We start from the raw sequence: 18,001 nt of genomic DNA, 5'->3' as shown, positions 1-18,001 counted from the left end.
GGGTCCGAGCGCGCCGGTCCCATCCCCCCAGGGAGGGCCGTTCATTGCAGATATCGACTCCCGAGGTGCGTACGCATCGCCGTAAGAGCGGCATGCGCAAGTCCCTCATCGCCGCCGTCTCGGCGGCCGCCGTGGTCGGCGGGACCTACGCCATCGTCGCCCCCGCGGGCGCGGCGACGGTGTCCGCCGCCGTGGGGCCGCACGTGAAGCGGCTGTGCTCGCAGCCCGACAAGCCGGGCGAGATGGCCTGCAACGCGCTGGAGCGCACCGACATCGTCGCCAAGCACGCCGTGGCCCCGGGTGACGCCCCGTCCGGCTTCGGCCCGTCGGACCTGCGCAGCGCGTACGACCTGCCGTCGGACGGCGGTGCCGGGCAGACCGTCGCCATCGTGGACGCGCAGGACGACCCCAACGCGGAGAAGGACCTCGGCGCCTACCGCAAGCAGTTCGGCCTGCCGGACTGCACCACCGCCAACGGGTGCTTCAAGAAGGTCGACCAGAACGGCGGCAGCAGCTACCCGACCGCCGACTCCGGCTGGGCCGGTGAGATCTCGCTCGACCTCGACATGGTCTCCGCCATCGCCCCCAAGGCGCACATCGTGCTGGTCGAGGCCAACTCCGCCAACATGAGCGACCTGGGCGCGGCCGTCAACCAGGGCGTGAAGCAGGGCGCGAAGTTCGTCTCCAACAGCTACGGCGGCTCCGAGGACGCCTCGGACACCCAGGCCGACAGCCAGTACTTCAACCACCCCGGTGTGGTCATCACCGCGTCGGCGGGCGACTCCGGCTACGGCGTCGAGTACCCGGCCGCCTCCCCCGACGTCACGGCGGTGGGCGGCACGTCGCTGAAGAAGGACTCCAGCCAGCGCGGCTGGTCGGAGTCGGTGTGGAACACCAGCAGCAGCGAGGGCACCGGTTCCGGCTGCTCGACGATCGAGACCAAGCCGTCGTGGCAGAAGGACACCGGCTGCTCGAAGCGGGCCGTCGCGGACGTCTCGGCGGTCGCCGACCCGGCCACCGGTGTCGCGGTCTACGACAGCTACCAGTCCGGCGGCTGGCAGGTCATCGGCGGCACCAGCGCCTCGTCACCGATCATCGCCTCGGTGTACGCCGACGCGGGCGCCCCGTCGTCGGGCAGCAACCCGGCGTCGTTCCCGTACAAGAACACCTCGGCGCTCAACGACGTCACCTCGGGCTCCAACGGTGACTGCAACGGCACGTACCTGTGCACCGCGGGCCCCGGCTACGACGGCCCGACCGGCCTGGGCACGCCCAACGGCCTGAAGGCCTTCACCGGCTGACCCTCCGCCGATCGCGCACGGGCCCCGACCGCCACCCCGCGGCCGGGGCCCGTGGCACGCGGCGAGACGGACGGGCCCGTTCGGGACACGCGTTGTCCGCCGGGACACGCGTTGTCCGCGAGTTCGACGACACCGGGCATACGCCGCCGTTGTGGTGCGGCAGCAGGTCGGCGTGCTCGCTTCAGACCTTGGCGCAGCCCGCGGTCTGCCCTGGAGGGCGTTGACGCACGGGTGTCCGGCGGGCCACTGCCAACAGCGGGCTCCGGCACCCCTCGTGGTGTGTGAGGTGGCGTGCCTGTCTTATGGTGGAGTCCGCCTTATATCCGCCCAGGACGCCCGAAGCCCTCGGGCCGCTGACGGGGAGCGTTCATGAGTCGCGACGCGCCCGGCCACCTCACCGCGTGGGCGGGGGAACACGCCCCGGACGCGGACGCCGGGCAGGATCCGAAGCGGGTCTTCGCCGCGGCGCGCGAGGGCGACCGGTCGGCCGCGGCGGCCGTGCGCCGGTACGTACGGGACCTGGCCGTCGGCACCTCGGCCCTGGTGCTCACTCTCGACCCCCAACTCGTCGTACTGGGAGGGGAGTTCTCCGAGGCGGCGGATCTGCTCGTCGAGCCGCTGGTGACCGAACTGAACCGCGTGTGCGTCCGGACGCCCGAGGTGAAGGCCTCGACGCTCGGCGAGGAGTGCGCGGTCCTTGGCGCCGTCCGGCTGGCGCTCGACCACGCCGAACAACTGCCGCTGGAGCGCTCCGCCGACCTGTGACCGGGGCCGCCCCCCACACCGGCCGATGCTCAACTCCCTTCCTCACGCCGCGTGTCGGCGTCCCCGGGCGACGCGGTGTGGGGCCCGCGCCGCTCGGGACGGATGGGCGGCTCGCGCCCGCCACCCGTGCCACCGGTCGGCAGGACGCGTCGCGGCGCCACGACGGCCCACCCCTGGACGACCTGCCCGCACCTCCGGGTGGCGTCCTCAATAAGCACGGACTCCATCATAATGGCGCAAGGGGCGTGTGTGGTTCTGTTCGCCTGCGGGGCGCCCCGCCCCCGAAGGAGCGCGACGCCCCGCAGGCGGCGTTCGGCGCGTCAGCCGCGCGGCGCGGGCGTCGCGACTGCGCTGACGGGTGCGGGAACGGGGGAGGCGCTGCCCGCGGGCGTGGGCGTGGCGACACCGCGCGCCGGGACCGGCGAAGGGGTGCGCACCGGCGTGGAGGCACCGTGACCCGGCACCGGGGACGCGCTGCGCACCGGAGCGGGCGTCGCGGCGCCGCCGCCACCCGGGACGGGGCTGGCGGTCGCCACGCCTCCCGGGACCGGCGAGGCGCTGCGGACGGGAGCGGGGGCCACGGGAGTGGGCGAGGCGCTGTGCCCCGGCGCCGCCGGCCTGGCGGGGTTGGCGGCCGCGTTGGCCACGGCGCCCCAGCCCGCCGCGGCGACCGCGGTGCCCGCCGTCACGCCGAGCAGCAGACGACGGACTCGGTGCGTGCGCTGTGAGGACTTGCGATGCATTGAGCTGAACTCCTAACCACGGGGCCGAGCGGGACCGCTCAGCCGTTGACCTGGGCCATGGCCCTGGCATGAGAGGAGTACGGGACCGGCCACAGGACGGGTTGCACGCGAGGCCGAGGGATCTCGTTCCCGTTCGCGTGCAACCTGCCGGGAGTCCGCTCGCGTACCACTACCAGGACGGAAGACGGTTCGCGGACGGAAGGCGTGTGTGTGAGGGAAGAAGTCCGTGAACGGGAGTTCCGGGCGTTCGCCGAGGCACGGCAGCCGCAGCTCAGACGCAGCGCGTACCTGCTGTGCGGGGACTGGCACCAGGCGCAGGACCTGGTCCAGGTCACGTTGATGAAGCTCTACGCGGCCTGGGGGCGGGTCCGCAAGGACGGCAACGTGGACGGATACGCCCGCACCATCCTGACGCGTACCTTCATCGACCAGCACCGCAGACGCCGCTGGCGCGAGGAGCCGCTCGCAGAGCTGGCCGAGCCGCCGTCGACCGGCCCGGAGGCGCCGGAACTGCGCCTCGTGATGCGCTCGGCGCTGATGCGGCTGCCACCCCGCTACCGTGCCGTGCTGGTCCTGCGGTACTGGGAGGACTGGAGCGTGGAGCAGACGGCGGAGGCACTGCGCGTGTCGACGGGTACGGTCAAGAGCCAGAGCGCCCGGGGGCTCGCGCGGCTGCGGGAACTCGTCGGGGACCTCGCCGAGGAGACGAGCCGGAGATGAGGAGGGAGATGAACGGGGAGGAAGGGGACGTCGTGCGGACCGCCTTCGAGCAGATCCTCGACGCCGCGGGGGAGCCCGCCGCGCGCGACGTCGCCGATGCCGTCGACGCCGCCGTCGCGGGCGGACGACGAACACGGCGCCGGCGCCTGGCGCTCTCGGCCACGGGCACGATGCTGTTCGTCGCGCTGACGGCCACCGCCGTGGCCGCCCTGCCGGGCGCGCAGCCGCAGCACCGTCCTGTGCCGCTCAGCCCGCCGAGCGTCGGCCCGGCGAGCCCGGACCACTCACCCAGCGGCGTGTCGGTGCCGACGCCGGTGAGCGCGTCGCCGCACATCGGCAGCGCGTCCCCCACCCGGAGCCCCGGCTAGGGCGCGGTCCGCGCCCGGCCGGGGGCCTCACCGGTCAGGCGAACGCGTCGACGCCGGTCAGCCGCGCCGACAGCTCCCACAGACGGGCCGCCTGCTCCGGGTCGCGCGCCCAGTCGCGCACGCCGGTGCGGGGCCCGTCGGCTCGGGCGGGCTCGGCGATGTCGCAGTCCTCGCAGTAGACGCCGCCCATGCCCTCCAGTCGGGGGGAGGTCGCCGCCCACACCTGGGTGGCCGCGCCCTGCTGAGGCGTCTTGAAGCCGAGGTCCGGCACCGGTTCGCCGTTGTCGTCGATCCAGCCGCGCTCCCTCATCTCCTCCTGGGTCAGGTGCCGCTGGAGCGGGGTGAGGATGCCGCCGGGGTGCACCGCGAACGCCCGTACACCGGCGTCCCTGCCGAGCGCGTCGAGGCGGACCGCGAACAGCACGTTCGCGGTCTTGGACTGGCCGTACGCCTCCCACTTGTCGTAGCCGCGCTCGAACCACAGGTCGTCCCAGCGGATGGGGGAGTTGTGGTGCCCGGTCGAGGAGACCGACACCACCCGGGCCCGGCCCGCCGCGATGGCCGGCCACAGCCGGTTGACGAGGGCGAAGTGGCCGAGGTGGTTGGTGGCGAACTGCGCCTCCCACCCCGGCCCGACCCGCGTCTCGGGGCAGGCCATGATCCCGGCGTTGTCGATGACGATGTGCACGTCGCGGCCGGAGGCGAGGAAGTGCTCCGCGAAGTCCCGGACGCTGTCGAGGTCGCCCAGGTCCATCCGCTCGACCTCGACACGGTCGACGCCCGCGAGCGCCTCACGGGCCGCTTCGGGCCGCCGGGCGGGCACGACCACGTGGGCTCCCGCGGCGGACAGCGCCCGGGTGGTCTCCAGACCCAGGCCCGAGTACCCGCCGGTGACGATGGCCAGCTTGCCCGTCAGGTCGACCCCGTCGAGCACCTCGGCCGCCGTGCTGTCGGCGCCGAACCCCGATCCGATCCTGTGCTGCGGTGTTGCCTTCGATGTCGTCATGACGTCGAGACTAGGAATTGGAGCGCGCTCCAACGCAAGGTGACACGAGCGGTACGACCGCCGAGGCCGCCGCCCGGCGGGGTGCGGCGTGGCAAGGTGGGAGCATGTGCGGCCGTTACGTCTCCACTCGCAGCCCGAGGGACCTCGCCGACGTCTTCCACACCGCCGAGCCTCCCGCGTCGGCCGACGCGCCGGGCCCCTCGTGGAACGTGGCGCCGACCGACGAGGTCTGGTCGGTGCTCGAACGCGCGGACCGCGGGACCGGCGAGGTGACCCGGCGGCTGCGGCCGTTGCGCTGGGGCCTGGTCCCGTCCTGGGCCAAGGACGTCACCGTCGGGGCGAGGATGATCAACGCCCGGATGGAGACCGTGGGGGAGAAGCCGGCGTTCCGGCGCGCGTTCGTCAAACGCCGCTGCCTGCTGCCCGCCGACGGGTTCTACGAGTGGCAGGGCATGCCCGCCCGCGAGGACCGCAAGCCGTACAAGCAGCCGTACCTCATCAGCCCGGCCGACGGGTCGCTGATGGCGTTCGCGGGACTGTACGAGTTCTGGCGCGACCCGCAGGTCGCCGAGGACGACGACCCGCGGGCCTGGCTGGCCTCGTGCACGATCATCACCACCGAGGCCACGGACGCGGCCGGGCGGGTCCATCCCCGGATGCCGCTGGCGATCGCCGCCGGGGACTGGGACGCCTGGTTGGACCCGGCCCGCCAGGACCCGGAGGAACTGCGCGAGCTGCTGACGCCTCCGGCCGGAGGCAGGCTCGACGCCCAGGCGGTGACCACGGCGGTCAACAACGTGCGCAACAACGGCCCCGAGCTGCTGACCGCGGTCGACGTCGAGCCGTTCCGGGGCGCGTGAGGCCGCCGCGGAATCGCGTGACCCCCGGGCACGGCGCGGTTCGCCGTCCACGTGATCGGCGGGGATGCGGGATGCCACACCACGTCGGGGGAGCTGGGGCGTCAGGACGGGAGCGTTCGGGATTCGCGGACGATCCCGAACGCTCGCCCGTGAAGTCGCCGGGGGGCAGCCGCACGGTCGTACCGGCCCGCGTCGCACCCGGCCGCTGCGTGAAGCTGCCCGGTCCGCGGCGAAACCCCGGCGGGCCGGGTTCACGCCTTCGAGTGCGGTCGGGGCCGACGCCGGTTCGCCTGCTCACGGCGGCGGAAGGATGACGACGATCACGCGAACGGGGCGGCCGGCACGGTCATCCGGGACCGGACCGGTCGCCCCGCTCCTTCCGCTTTCCACCGGGGACCGAGCCGCCGCGAAGCCGCCCGCGGCCGTGGCTTGCCGATCACACAGGGTTCGCGCCCCAACTCCCGCTTGAGCCCCACGCCTTGTCGCCTCCGTGTTCCCCTGCATATGTTTGGACACCACACGCGACTCGGGGGACGGGCCATCAACGTGGCGTCGCGACTGGGGGCTGGTCGTTTCGGGGGGATGAGCGGTGGAGTACTGCATCCTTGGGCACCTCGAAGTCTTCCGGGCGGGGACCGCGGTACCGCTCGGGGGCCCGCGGGAGCGAGCCGTACTGGCGCTGCTGCTGCTCGAGGCCAACCACGTGATCCCGGTGGACCGGCTGATCGACGCGGTCTGGGGCGAGGACCCACCCGCGACCGCGCGCGGCCAGATCCACATCTGCATATCCAACCTGCGCCGCCGCATCACCCTCAGCGGTCCCGATCCCATCGAGACGCGCAACCCCGGCTACCGCATCCGCGTCGAGCCCGGCACCCTCGACCTGCACCGTTTCGAGCAGCAGGTCGCCGAGGGGCGGGCCGCCATGACCGGATCCCGCCCCGCGCGGGCCGTCACGGAGCTGCGGTCGGCACTGGCACTGTGGCGCGGCCCCGCGCTCGCGGACGTCGACAGCCGGCTGGTGCGGCTGGGCGCGGCGCGACTCGACGAGCGGCGGCTGACCGTCCTGGGCGAATGCCTGGAATGCAGCTTGCTCTCCGGTGAACACCGCGAACTGATCGGCGAGTTGCAGTCACTTGTGGTGGAACACCCGCTCCAGGAGCACTTCAAGGCGCTGCTGATGACCGCGCTGTACCGGGCGGGGCGGCAGGCGGAGGCGCTGGAGGAGTACCGGCGCGCCCGCCACGTGCTGATGGACGAACTCGGCATCGAGCCCGGCGAGGAGCTGCGCCGTCTCCACCAGAGCATGCTGGCGGGGGAGTTCACCCCCGCCCCGCCGGGCGCCGTTCCCCCGTCACACGGCCCGGCTCCCGCCTCTGCCGCCGAGCCCGCCGCTCGGCAGCACGCCCCCACCTCCGACGTCGCGTCGTCCCGCACCCCCGAGGCGCCCTCGCAGTCCCTGGCGGCCCTGCCGACCGGCGCCTCCGCCGTGACGTCCGCCCCGGGCGCGACGACCGATCCGGTGGCAGAAGCCGTCACCGAAGGCACCGGCGCCGAACCCCCCACCCCGGAAACCGGGTTAACGACCCACGCCTGGCCGCAGGCGCGTACCCCCAGCCTGCTGCCCGCCGACATACCCGACTTCACCGGACGCCGCGAGACCATCGAGCTGATCCTCCGCCAGGTCGGCGGCAAGGGCGACGGCGGCACCGAGCACGCGGTACGGGTGTGCGTGGTCGTCGGACAGGGCGGCGCGGGCAAGACCACGCTCGCCGTGCACGTGGCCCACCTGCTCGCGCAGGACTTCCCCGACGGCCAGCTCTACGCCCACCTGCGCACCGGTGACCGGCCGGCGAGTCCCGCCGACATCCTGGAGCGCTTCCTGCGGGTGCTCGGGGTGAGCGGCCCCGCGTTGCCCAAGGGCCTGGAGGAGCGCGCCGAACTCTTCCGGGACCTGGTCAGCGGACGCCGGATGCTGATCGTGCTGGACGACGCGATGACCGAGCGCCAGGTCGCCGCGCTGCTGCCGGGAACCGCGGGCAGTTCGGTGATCGTCACCAGCCGCCGAAGACTCACCGGGCTGCCGTCGGCGGCCCGTGTCGAGATCGGCGCGCTCAGCGACGGCGGCGCGGCGGAACTGCTCTCCCGCATCGTCGGCGAGGAACGCATCGGCGCCGAGCCCGAAGACGTCGCGGAACTGAGCCGGCTGTGCGGAAACCTTCCGCTGGCACTGCGCATCTGCGCCGCCCGGCTCGCGGCCCGCCCGCACTGGAGCGTGGCCGACCTGGTGGACCGCCTGGTGGACGAGTCCCGGCGCCTGGACGAACTCAACCACGGCGAACTGGAGGTGCGCGCCTCCATCTCGCTCACCTACGACGGGCTGTCCGACGACGCCCGCCTGCTCTTCCGCCGCCTCGCGCTGCTCGACGTGCCGAGCTTCGCCCACTGGGTGGGAGCCCCGCTGCTCGAGGTCGACGCGCCGCGCGCCCAGGAGGCGCTGGAGGTGCTGGCCGAGGCCTACCTGATCAACGCCAAGCCGGGCCCCGGCGGCCACGTGCGCTACAGCTTCCACGACATGATGCGTCCGTTCGCCCGGGAGCGTCTGGTCGAGGAGGACGCGGGGGAGCGGCGCGGCGCCCTGGAACGCTGGCTCGGTGCCCTGCTGTCGCTCACCGGCGAGGCCCACCGCCGCCAGTACGCGGGCGACTACCTGGAGTTGCGCAGCCCGGCGAGCCGTTGGCAACTGCCGCGACGGCTCGTCGACCGGCTGATGGCCAACCCGCTCGGCTGGTACGAGCAGGAGCGCACGTCCCTCGTCGCGGCGGTGCGCCAGGCGGCGGCCGGCGGACTGGTCGACCATGCCTGGGACCTGGCGCTCAGCTCGGTGACGCTGTTCGAGGCGAACTCCTACTTCGACGACTGGCGCGACACCCACGAAGTGGCGCTCAAGGCGGCGTGCCGTGCCGGTGACCGGCGCGGCGAGGCCGCGATGCGCTACTCCCTGGGCTCGCTGCACTCCTTCGAGCACGCCTCCGACCGCGCCATGCGCCAGTTCGAGCAGGCGTACGCGCTCTACCGGCGGATGGACGACCACCACGGCGCCGCGCTCGTCGCCCGCAACATGGCCTACCAGGACTGGCTCAAGGGCGACGTCACGTCCGCCATGGGCCGGTGGGAGGAGGCGCTCGGCGTCTTCCAGGTCACCGGCGACCGCGTCGCCGAGGCCCACGTGCTCCAGCGCATGGCCCGGGTGCGCCAGGACTGCGGGGAACCGGACGCGGCGCTGCGCCTGCTGGAGCGGGCGGGGGAGATCTGCGAGGAGGTCGGCAACGAACGGGTGGCCGCCCAGGTCCGCAACCGCCTCGGCGAGCTGTGCCTCGGCGGCGGCGACCTCGACGGCGCGCGGCGTGCCTACGAGGCGGTGCTGGAGAGCGTGCGCGCGGCGGGCGACAAGGTAGGGCAGTGCTACGCGCTCCTGGGCCTCGCCACCGTCGAGATGCGCAGCGGCGGCCACGGCGCCGCGACTCAGACGCTGACCGAGGCGCTGCGCCTGGCGGTGAAGGAGGGCGCGCGGATGGCGGAGAGCCGGATCACCCTCGCGCTCGCGGAAGCCTGCATGGTGGCGCGTCCCGAGGCGGCCGCCTCCCACGCGGAGCACGCCCTGCGGGGCTTCGAGGCGATCGGGGCGACGCTGTTCAGGGCCAGGGCGCTGGGCGTCAGGGGCCGGATACGGGCGCAGGGCGGCGACCCGGAGGCGGCCAGGGACGACTGGCGGGCGGCGAAGGGGATGCTGTCCGGGCTGCGGCTCGACCAGGGTGCGATGGCGCTGGTCGGTGAGCTGAACCGGCGGCTGGCCGCGCTGCCGGGCGAGGCCGCCGGGGAGGCCGGGACGCTGACGCGGGCGGACGAGATGTCCTGCGCGGACCAGGTGGTGTGAGCGGATCGGCTGAGCGGGATCGGGCGGGTCGGGCGGACGGTCCCGCCGCAGAAGTCGCGATCGAGGCGCGGGTCAGTCCCACTGGGTGTTGCCGGGGGCGGGCGCCGGGGTGGGCGTGCCGGTCGGGGCCGGAGTGCTGCCGCCGTCGGCGGTGAGGACCGCGGTGCGCGGGGCGTGGGCGGGAGAGCCGGAGGGTGCGACGGCCGCCGCGCTGCCCGCGAGAGCGGTGAGCAGGGTGGCGCAGACGGCGAGGCGGCGCAGGGCGTAAGGGGACATCGAAGCCAACTCCTGTGGTGGGGACCGCCGTCCGGGGCCCGGCGGTCGATGGCTTCGATGGTTCGCCGGGGGGCTTTCGTCCGGCTTCCCCCGCGTCCTCGAACCGCTATCGAGCGCGACTCGAGTGGCGGCCGCCGTCGGCGGAACCGCGGCCTCCGCCGGTCCGGCCCGGCGTGACTTCGGCGTTCCCCGAAGGGAGCCGGCCCGTGGGCGAAGGCGGATCGATAGCCGGACGATACCGGCGCAGCCAACCGTGGGCCGGTACCCGCGGTCCTTCCGCGCCCGAACGAGGAACGGTGTCCCGATGAAGCTCTCGATCCACATCACCGACAGCGCTTTCGGCGTCGCCGCGGCGGACGTCGACGTCCTGCTCAGGTGCCACGTCGACGGCGGCTGGAAGGACCTCGTACGCGGCCGGACGGGGGCGGACGGCACCCTCGCGGTGTGGAGCGGCGCGCCCCTGGAGTCAGGGGTCTACCAGCTCGTCTGCGACCTGGACGGCTACTACGCCATCCTCGGCACGGTGCCGCTGCACCCGCGGGCCATCGTGGAGTTCCGGGTGAGCGACCCGGTGGCGGACCTGCATCTGCCGCTGGTGGTCTCCTCGCACTCCTGTCTGAGCTATCGCGGCGTGAGCTGAAGCGTCCGCGGCCGACGCGACGCCTCCGGTCCCCGGTTCACCCGTGGTGCCGCCGGCACCTCGGGCGGGAAGAGGCCGGCGTCGAGTTCCGCCCCCGCAACGGCAGGTGACGGCAGATCAGCCACGTCGGACAGCTCACCCAGCGTGCTGTCCGGGGAGGTGGCCGCCCGTCGCACCCCCAGCACCATCGTGCGCAGCGCGGTCACCACGGCCCCGGCGGGCAGCAGGTCGGGATCGGCGCGCAGGGTGATCTCGACGCTGGTGTCGCCGTCCCCGTTGACCCTCACGTAGAAGGGATGACCCGCATGGCGCGGCGGCGGGGTCCAGGCGAACGCGGCAGGCGGCGGCGTGCCCGGCGGACCGGAAGGCGGCGCGTCCGGGCCGGTGACGTAGTTGAACCAGCAGTCGTGCGCGAAGGACACGCCGCCGACGCGCTGTTCGGCCAGCTCGGTTGCCATGTCCACGTCGTAGGAGCCGTGCCGGTAGGCGAGCAGGGCGCCCAGGTGGACGCGCTTGAGGTAGGCGCCGAGCGCGGTGTCCGGGCCGGTGGCGCACACCAGCGGGACGAGCTGGTTCATCGTGCTGACGATGGACTGCCAGCGCGGGTCGAAGCGGTTCGCGCACATCACACTGAGCACGACCCGGTCGCGCCGCAGCACGGTCGCGAGCGCCGCGGCCGTCATCGCGGTCAGCACACTCTGCGGCGACACCCCGTGCGCCGTCGCCGCCTGACGGGTCAGCTCCGCCAGCCGGTGCGAACGCAACGTCGCCTGGATACGGCACTCGTCGGTGCGCGCGGGAGGGACGGGCAGGTTGCGCCCCGGGCCCCCGTCCAGCACCCGGTTCCAGTACGTGCGCGCACCGCGCCGACGGGACGCCCAGCCGTCACCACTCTGCGCCTCGGCCAGGTCACGAGGGTGGGCCGCCGGTTCACCGCCGGGCACCCCGCCGGTGGCGAACACGCGGAACTCGGCCTCCAGTTGGCGCACCGCCCACACGTCGACCACCATGTGGGACAGCGACACCAGCAGCCTGCGCGGCCGCCCGCCCACCCGCAGCAGCGCCACGTGCCACCCGGGATCGTCCGTCACCGGGAACGCGCGGCCGTGCAGGGCCCGCAGGGCGGTCGTCACGGTACCGGGTTCGGCGTCGGGTGCCTCGAACCGGTGGACACGCGGCTCAAGTTGCGCGTGCACGCGTTGGAACGGCACCTCGCCCGCGGTGTGGAACGTGGTCCGCAACGCCTCGTGACGCTCCGTCAGGCAGCGCAGTGCACGCAGGATGCATGCCTCGTCCAGTCCGGTCACGTCCCAGGAGCCCGGGACGTTCACCTCCATCAGCCGGTCGGCGGCGAAGGTCTCGATGGAACGCCAGGTCGACAACTGCCCGAAGTGCAGCGGGGCGTCGATGGGCATAATCCCTCCCGTACGTGGGTCGTCTGGTTGCCACCGGCCCGCCCCCGCGTCCGGGACGCCGTGCGGCGCGCCGGACGCGGGGGCGAAGAGAGCCCGGGTCGCCCCGGAGCCGGGAGGCCTGCGTCAGCCCCGGCGGATGCCGCGCCGGCGCGCGGTCTTCGTACAGACCACCATGCGCATGGCTGCCACCCCCTTTCCGTGGAGGACGCGACGGATTCGGACACCGGAAGCGGAGGTGGACGGACGCGGGGCAGTTCCGCGCCTGCGCTTCCGCGATTCCCAGCCCTTTCCGCGACGCGTCGGGGAAGCCGGTATGGCACCCACTTACCCATGCGCCCGCACCCTTGGTCAACGCGCCCGCGCTGGCAGCTTCTGACCGGCACTGACTGCCACCGCCCACCCTCCCGTACCGCCTTGACCAGCGACGTCGCCCCGGGGAAGCTCGGTGGCGCACCCCGGGACGACCGGCCGGAACACCCCCGGCCGACGCGGCCCGCCGGCCGACCGCGGCACCTCGCGGCGCCCCTCGCGATTTCCCGCTGCTCCTTTCCCGATCCCTTCCGTGTTCCCGCCGAGAACGGGAATGGCGGCATGACGATAGGTGGGTCGATGTCTTCCGTGGATGAACGGTCACGGACCGCCGAGCCGGTCGCCGTCATCGGTATGTCCTGCCGACTGCCCGGAGCCGCGAGCCCGCGGGAGTTCTGGCAGCTGCTGCGCGCCGGAGGCGAGGCGGACGGCACGGCTCCCGCCGGACGGCTGGCCGAGGGCGGCGCCGAGGAGCACGAGCGGGGACGGTTCATCGAGGACGCCGACCGCTTCGACGCCGCGTTCTTCGGCATCCCGCCGGCCGAGGCCGCCGCCATGGACCCGCAGCAGCGGCTGACGCTGGAACTGGCCTGGGAGGCGCTGGAGGACGCCCGCCTCCTCCCGGAATCCGTACGCGACACCCCGACCGCCGTCTTCGTCGGCGCGATCTCCGGGGACTACGCCCAACTGCACGACAGGCTGGGAGAGTCGGCGCTGAGCCGCCACTCCGTCACCGGCACCCACCGCAGCCTGATCGCCAACCGCGTCTCGTACCTGTTCGGCCTGCGCGGCGCGAGCCTCGTCGTCGACAGCGGCCAGTCCTCGTCCCTGGTGGCGGTCCGGCTGGCCTGTGAGGAACTGCGGCGCGGTGCCTGCGACCTGGCCCTGGCCGGCGGCGTCAACCTCAACCTGCTGGCCGAGACCAGCGCCGCGCTCGGCAGGTTCGGCGCACTCTCCCCCGACGGCCGCTGCCACACCTTCGACCGCCGCGCCAACGGCTACGGGCGCGGCGAGGGCGGCGGCATGGTCGTCCTCAAGCCGCTGTCCGCCGCCCTCGCCGACGGCGACCCCGTGCACTGCGTGATCCTCGGCGGCGCCGTCAACAACGACGGCGGCGGCGAGGGCCTGACCGTGCCGTCGGCGCGGGCCCAGGAAGAGGTCGTGCGCGCCGCCTGCCGCGAGGCGGGCGTGACCCCGGGCTCCGTGCGCTACGTCGAACTGCACGGCACCGGCACCGCGGTGGGCGATCCCGTGGAGGCGACGGCCCTCGGCGCCGCCCTCACCATCGGCCGCGCCGCCCGATCCCCGCTGCTGGTGGGATCGGCCAAGGGCAACGTGGGACACCTGGAGGGAGCGGCGGGCATCACCGGCCTGATCAAGGTCGCCCTGACCCTGCGCCACCGCACCCTCGTCCCCACTCCCACCTTCGAGACGCCCTCCGACCGCGTCCCGCTGGCCGACCTGCGCCTCGAAGTCGTGCGGACTGTACGCGACTGGCCCGGCGAGACCGGGCAACTGGTGGCCGGAGTCAGCGCGTTCGGCATGGGCGGCACCAACTGCCACCTGGTGCTGGCCTCCGTCGAACCGGCTACGGACCGCGGGGACGGCGGTGCGCCGGACGGCGTCGAGGCCGCGAGCGAGCCCGCCCCCTGGATCCTGTCCGCGCGATCCCATGACGCGTTGCGGGGCCAGGCCCGCGCCCTCGCCACCCACCTCGCCGACCGGCCGGACGCCCGCCCCGCCGACGTCGCGCTCTCCCTCGCCCGCACCCGCACCCTCTTCGAACAGCGTGCCGTACTGCTCGGCGCCGATCGTGCCGAACTCGTCGCAGTAGTACAGGAGTTGGCGGACGACCGGCCCGGCGCCCAGGTGATCGCGGGACGCGCGACCACGGGCGGCTGCGCCTTCGTCTTCCCCGGGCAGGGCTCCCAGTGGGCCGGCATGGCCCGCGAACTCCTCGCCGAGGCCGGCCCGTTCACCGCCCGCATCGCCGAGTGCGCCGAAGCGCTCGTCCCCTACGTCGACTACGACCTGCTCGCCGTCCTGCGCGGCGAGCCCGACGCCCCCGGCCACGAGCGGGTGGACGTCGTGCAGCCCGCGCTGTGGGCCGTCATGGTGGGCCTCGCCGAGGTCTGGCGCTCCCGTGGCGTGCGTCCTTGCGCCGTGCTGGGCCACTCGCAGGGCGAGATCGCCGCCGCCACGGTGACCGGCGCCCTGCCGCTGCCCGACGCCGCCCGTGTCGTCGCACTGCGTGCCCGCGCGCTCTCCCGCGTCGCGGGCGGCAGGATGCTGTCGGTGGCCGCTCCACGTGACGTCGTGGCCGCCGAACTGCCCGCGTCCGGCGCCGTCGGCGTCGCAGTCGTCAACAGCCCGCGCGCCACCGTGCTCGCCGGACCGCAGGACGAACTCGCCGTGCTGCGCGAGCGGTTCGAGGCCATGGGAGTGCGCAGCCGCCCCCTCGCCATCGACTACGCCTCGCACACCGCCGCGGTGGAGGCCGTACGCGACGAGATCCTGACCGCCCTCGCCCCCATCGCCCCCGTCTCCACCGACATCCCGTTCCACTCCGCCATCACCGGGCAGCCCGTCGACACCGCGACCCTCGACGCGGAGTACTGGTACCGCAGCCTGCGCTCGCCGGTGCGTTTCGCCGACTCCACCCGCGCCGCGCTCGACGCCGGATGCACGCTCTTCGTCGAGTGCAGCCCGCACCCCATCCTGCTGGGCGCCGTCCAGGAGACCGCGGAGGAGGCCGACCGCGAAGCCGCCGCAGTGGGCACCCTGCGACGGGACGAAGGCGGCCGGGACCGGCTGCGCCGCAGCCTCGCCGAGGCGTTCACCCACGGCGCGCCCGTCGACTGGAGCCCGGAGCACGACGTCCCCGGCGCCCGCCTCACCGACCTGCCCACCTACGCCTTCCAGCGCGAACGCCACTGGATCGGGGAGGCACCGCGCCCCCGCGCGGCGACGACCCCTGCCGCCGCGCCCTCGAAGGACGACCGCCCCCGGCCGCTTCCCACCCCGGCCGCACTCCTGCGCACCGTCACCGACGCCGCAGCCGCCGTCCTGGGCCACGCCGACGGCACCGCCCTCGATCCCGCGCGCAGCTTCCGCGACCTCGGACTCGACTCGATGGGAACCGTCGAACTGCGCGACCGGCTCAGGACGCTCACCGGCCTGCCGCTGCCGACCACCGTGACGTACGAACACCCCACCCCCGAGCGCCTCGCCGCCCGCCTCCACGACCTCCTGGACGGCGATTCCCCCGCCGCCGCCCCCGCCCCCGCACCGCGGCCCGCTCAGAACACACCGGCCGATGCGGGCGATCCCATCGCGATCGTCGGCATGGCCTGCCGCTACCCCGGCGGCGTCACCACACCGGAGGAGCTGTGGCGGCTGGTGGCCGAGGGGACGGACGCGATCAGTGACCTTCCCGCCGACCGGGGCTGGGACCTCGACACCCTCCTCGGCGACGGGCCCGGCCGGCTCACCAGCGCGTACGGCGGATTCCTGCACGACGCGCCGCAGTTCGACGCCGCGTTCTTCGGGCTGAGCCCGCGCGAGGCACTCGCCATGGACCCGCAGCAGCGGCTGGTGCTGGAGACCTCGTGGGAGGCCCTGGAACGCGCGGGCCTCGACCCGGCCGCGCTCTCCGGCAGGCCCGTGGGCGTCTTCGTCGGCGCGATGGCCGCGGAGTACGGCCCCAGGCTCTCCGCCCCGTCGGGCGCAGGGGACGGCCACCTGCTCACCGGCACGGCCCTCAGCGTCGCCTCCGGACGGGTCGCCTACACCCTCGGCCTGACCGGCCCCGCGCTCACCGTCGACACCGCCTGCTCGTCCTCCCTGGTCGCCGTGCACCTCGCGGTGCAGTCCCTGCGGCGCGGCGAGTGCCCGATGGCCCTGGCCGGCGGCGTCACCGTGATGGCCGCTCCAGGCAACCTCGTCGAGTTCAGCAGGCAGAACGGCCTTGCCCCGGACGGCCGGGCCAAGGCGTTCTCCATTGGTGCCGACGGCACCTCGTTCGCCGAGGGCTGCGGAGTGCTGGTACTGGAGCGGCTGTCGGACGCGGTACGTGCCGGGCACCCGGTGCACGGCGTGATCCGCGGCACCGCGATCAACCAGGACGGCGCGAGCAACGGGCTGACCGCGCCGGACGGTCAGGCGCAGCGCAGGCTGATCCGACAGGCGCTCGCGGACGCGGGCCTGGGCGCGGGCGACGTGGACGCGATCGAGGCACACGGCACCGGCACCGCGCTGGGCGACCCGATCGAGGCCAACGCCCTCATCGACACCTACGGGCGCGGCGCCGGGCGCGACGACGAACACCCCGTGTGGCTGGGCTCGGTGAAGTCCAACATCGGCCACACCCAGGCGGCGGCCGGGGTCGCGGGCGTCATCAAGATGGTGGAGGCGATGCGCCACGAGATCCTGCCCCGCACCCTCCACGCCGACGAGCCGACCACCAAGGCCGACTGGGGCGACGGCAACGTGCGGCTCCTGACGGCGGATCAGCGATGGCCGAGGCGTGAGGACGGAACGCGGCGGGCCGCGGTGTCCTCGTTCGGCATCAGCGGCACCAACGCCCACGTCGTGCTGGAGGAGCCCGGTCACACCGCCGCCCTCCCGGCCGCCCCGCGGCCCAGCGGGACGCTCACCGCCTGGCCGGTGACCGCGCGCACAGAGGAATCCCTGCGCACCCAGGCCGGGCGGATCGCGCGATGGTACGACGGCCAGGACCCGGACGGTGTTGCGGCGACCCTCGCGGCCCGAACGCGCTTCGAGCGGCGGGCGGTGGCCCTCGGCACGGATGCCGCCCAACTCCTCGACGCACTGCACGCGTTGCGCGACGGCCGTCCGGCCCCCGGCCTGATCACCTCGACCGCACACCGTGACCCCCGGCTCGCGGTGGTGTTCTCGGGTCAGGGTGGTCAGCGGTTGGGGATGGGGCGGGGTTTGTATGAGGCGTTTCCGGTGTTCGCGGGGGCGTTCGATGAGGTGTGTGGGGTGGTTGACGGGTTGTTGGGGCGGTCGTTGAGGGAGGTGTTGTGGGCTGTTCCTGGAGGTGTGGGTGCGGGGTTGGTGGATGAGACGGGGTTCACGCAGCCGGGGTTGTTCGCGTTCGAGGTGGCGTTGTTCCGGTTGTTGGGGTCGTGGGGTGTGGTGCCGGGTGTGGTGGCGGGTCATTCGGTGGGGGAGTTCGCTGCGGCGTGTGTGGCGGGGTTGTGGGGTGTGGCGGATGCGGCGCGGTTGGTGGTGGCGCGGGGTCGTTTGATGCAGGGGTTGGCGTCGGGTGGGGGGATGTTCGCGGTGGCGGCGAGTGAGGAGGAGGTGCGTGGTTCGCTGGTGGGGTTGGAGGGTCGTGTTGCCGTCGCTGCGGTGAACAGTCCGTCTGATGTGGTGATTTCGGGGGAGGTGGGGGTGTGTGAGGCGGTTGCTGGGGGGTGGGTGTCTCGGGGGCGTCGGGTGTCTCGTTTGCCGGTGAGTCATGCGTTTCATTCGCCGTTGATGGAGCCGGTGCTGGATGGTTTTCGGGCGGAGTTGGCGTCGGTGGAGTTTCGTGAGCCGGTGGTGGCGTATGAGCCGGCGGTGGGTGTGGGGCGTTCGTGGTCGGATCCGGAGTACTGGACGGATCAGGTGCGTGATGCGGTGCGGTTCGCTGAT

12 protein-coding genes are annotated in these 18,001 nt (G+C 73.8%); 8 read left to right on the top strand and 4 right to left on the bottom strand.

Annotated features, from left to right (window positions below):
• The first annotated feature begins 92 nt into the window (after positions 1 to 92).
• Positions 93 to 1,301 (top strand): S53 family peptidase, encoded by a 1,209-nt coding sequence (locus tag CK485_RS06510; protein WP_109447925.1) that lies wholly within the window; start codon positions 93 to 95, stop codon positions 1,299 to 1,301.
• 369 nt (positions 1,302 to 1,670) lie between these two features.
• Positions 1,671 to 2,066, top strand: coding sequence for an ROK family protein (locus tag CK485_RS06505; protein WP_109447923.1), 396 nt, complete (start codon positions 1,671 to 1,673; stop codon positions 2,064 to 2,066).
• Between the two features lie 320 nt (positions 2,067 to 2,386).
• On the opposite strand, the gene CK485_RS06495 is transcribed toward CK485_RS06505, so the two are convergent.
• Complete coding sequence (locus tag CK485_RS06495) at positions 2,387 to 2,809, bottom strand: hypothetical protein (protein WP_109447919.1); 423 nt, start codon at positions 2,807 to 2,809, stop codon at positions 2,387 to 2,389.
• A gap of 210 nt (positions 2,810 to 3,019) precedes the next feature.
• Here CK485_RS06495 and CK485_RS06490 point away from each other — a divergent pair, with 210 nt between their 5' ends.
• Positions 3,020 to 3,529 (top strand): SigE family RNA polymerase sigma factor, encoded by a 510-nt coding sequence (locus CK485_RS06490; protein ID WP_109447917.1) that lies wholly within the window; start codon positions 3,020 to 3,022, stop codon positions 3,527 to 3,529.
• Positions 3,530 to 3,537: 8 nt separating this feature from the next.
• Positions 3,538 to 3,897 carry a hypothetical protein gene (locus CK485_RS06485; RefSeq protein WP_241968175.1) on the top strand — a complete coding sequence of 120 codons (360 nt, stop codon included), beginning with the start codon at positions 3,538 to 3,540 and terminating at the stop codon, positions 3,895 to 3,897.
• A 34-nt stretch (positions 3,898 to 3,931) separates the two neighbouring features.
• Here the strand turns inward: CK485_RS06485 and CK485_RS06480 are convergent, their stop codons facing one another.
• A complete protein-coding gene (locus CK485_RS06480; protein WP_109447913.1) occupies positions 3,932 to 4,903 on the bottom strand; it encodes an SDR family NAD(P)-dependent oxidoreductase in 972 nt (323 codons plus the stop codon).
• A 104-nt stretch (positions 4,904 to 5,007) separates the two neighbouring features.
• Here CK485_RS06480 and CK485_RS06475 point away from each other — a divergent pair, with 104 nt between their 5' ends.
• Complete coding sequence (locus CK485_RS06475; RefSeq protein ID WP_109447911.1) at positions 5,008 to 5,763, top strand: SOS response-associated peptidase; 756 nt, start codon at positions 5,008 to 5,010, stop codon at positions 5,761 to 5,763.
• Between the two features lie 589 nt (positions 5,764 to 6,352).
• Complete coding sequence (locus tag CK485_RS06470; RefSeq protein ID WP_109447909.1) at positions 6,353 to 9,700, top strand: BTAD domain-containing putative transcriptional regulator; 3,348 nt, start codon at positions 6,353 to 6,355, stop codon at positions 9,698 to 9,700.
• Between the two features lie 72 nt (positions 9,701 to 9,772).
• Here the strand turns inward: CK485_RS06470 and CK485_RS06465 are convergent, their stop codons facing one another.
• Positions 9,773 to 9,976, bottom strand: coding sequence for a hypothetical protein (locus tag CK485_RS06465; protein ID WP_109447907.1), 204 nt, complete (start codon positions 9,974 to 9,976; stop codon positions 9,773 to 9,775).
• Positions 9,977 to 10,280: 304 nt separating this feature from the next.
• Here CK485_RS06465 and CK485_RS06460 point away from each other — a divergent pair, with 304 nt between their 5' ends.
• On the top strand, positions 10,281 to 10,616 hold the full coding sequence (locus CK485_RS06460) for a hydroxyisourate hydrolase (protein ID WP_109447905.1): 336 nt from the start codon (positions 10,281 to 10,283) through the stop codon (positions 10,614 to 10,616).
• Here CK485_RS06460 and CK485_RS06455 read toward each other — a convergent pair.
• Positions 10,598 to 12,031 carry a condensation domain-containing protein gene (locus tag CK485_RS06455; RefSeq protein ID WP_109447903.1) on the bottom strand — a complete coding sequence of 478 codons (1,434 nt, stop codon included), beginning with the start codon at positions 12,029 to 12,031 and terminating at the stop codon, positions 10,598 to 10,600. The two genes, CK485_RS06460 and CK485_RS06455, sit on opposite strands and share 19 nt — an antisense overlap.
• A 609-nt stretch (positions 12,032 to 12,640) precedes the next feature.
• On the opposite strand from CK485_RS06455, the gene CK485_RS06450 reads away from it, so the two are divergent.
• Positions 12,641 to 18,001, top strand: a 5,361-nt coding sequence (locus tag CK485_RS06450) for a type I polyketide synthase (RefSeq protein WP_199239258.1), incomplete at its 3' end; no start/stop codon positions are given.

The sequence above is a fragment of the Streptomyces sp. ICBB 8177 genome, from assembly GCF_003144095.1.
GTDB lineage: Bacteria > Actinomycetota > Actinomycetes > Streptomycetales > Streptomycetaceae > Streptantibioticus_D.
Note: the sequence above shows the minus strand (reverse complement) of the source record. Positions and strands in the feature narration are given on the sequence as shown.

Coding starts and splice junctions, on each gene's coding strand:
- CK485_RS06510 (WP_109447925.1), top strand. CDS start 93: ATGCGCAAGTCCCTCATCGCCGCCGTCTCGGCGGCCGCCGTGGTCGGC.
- CK485_RS06505 (WP_109447923.1), top strand. CDS start 1,671: ATGAGTCGCGACGCGCCCGGCCACCTCACCGCGTGGGCGGGGGAACAC.
- CK485_RS06495 (WP_109447919.1), bottom strand. CDS start 2,809: ATGCATCGCAAGTCCTCACAGCGCACGCACCGAGTCCGTCGTCTGCTG.
- CK485_RS06485 (WP_241968175.1), top strand. CDS start 3,538: ATGAACGGGGAGGAAGGGGACGTCGTGCGGACCGCCTTCGAGCAGATC.
- CK485_RS06480 (WP_109447913.1), bottom strand. CDS start 4,903: ATGACGACATCGAAGGCAACACCGCAGCACAGGATCGGATCGGGGTTC.
- CK485_RS06475 (WP_109447911.1), top strand. CDS start 5,008: ATGTGCGGCCGTTACGTCTCCACTCGCAGCCCGAGGGACCTCGCCGAC.
- CK485_RS06465 (WP_109447907.1), bottom strand. CDS start 9,976: ATGTCCCCTTACGCCCTGCGCCGCCTCGCCGTCTGCGCCACCCTGCTC.
- CK485_RS06460 (WP_109447905.1), top strand. CDS start 10,281: ATGAAGCTCTCGATCCACATCACCGACAGCGCTTTCGGCGTCGCCGCG.
- CK485_RS06455 (WP_109447903.1), bottom strand. CDS start 12,031: ATGCCCATCGACGCCCCGCTGCACTTCGGGCAGTTGTCGACCTGGCGT.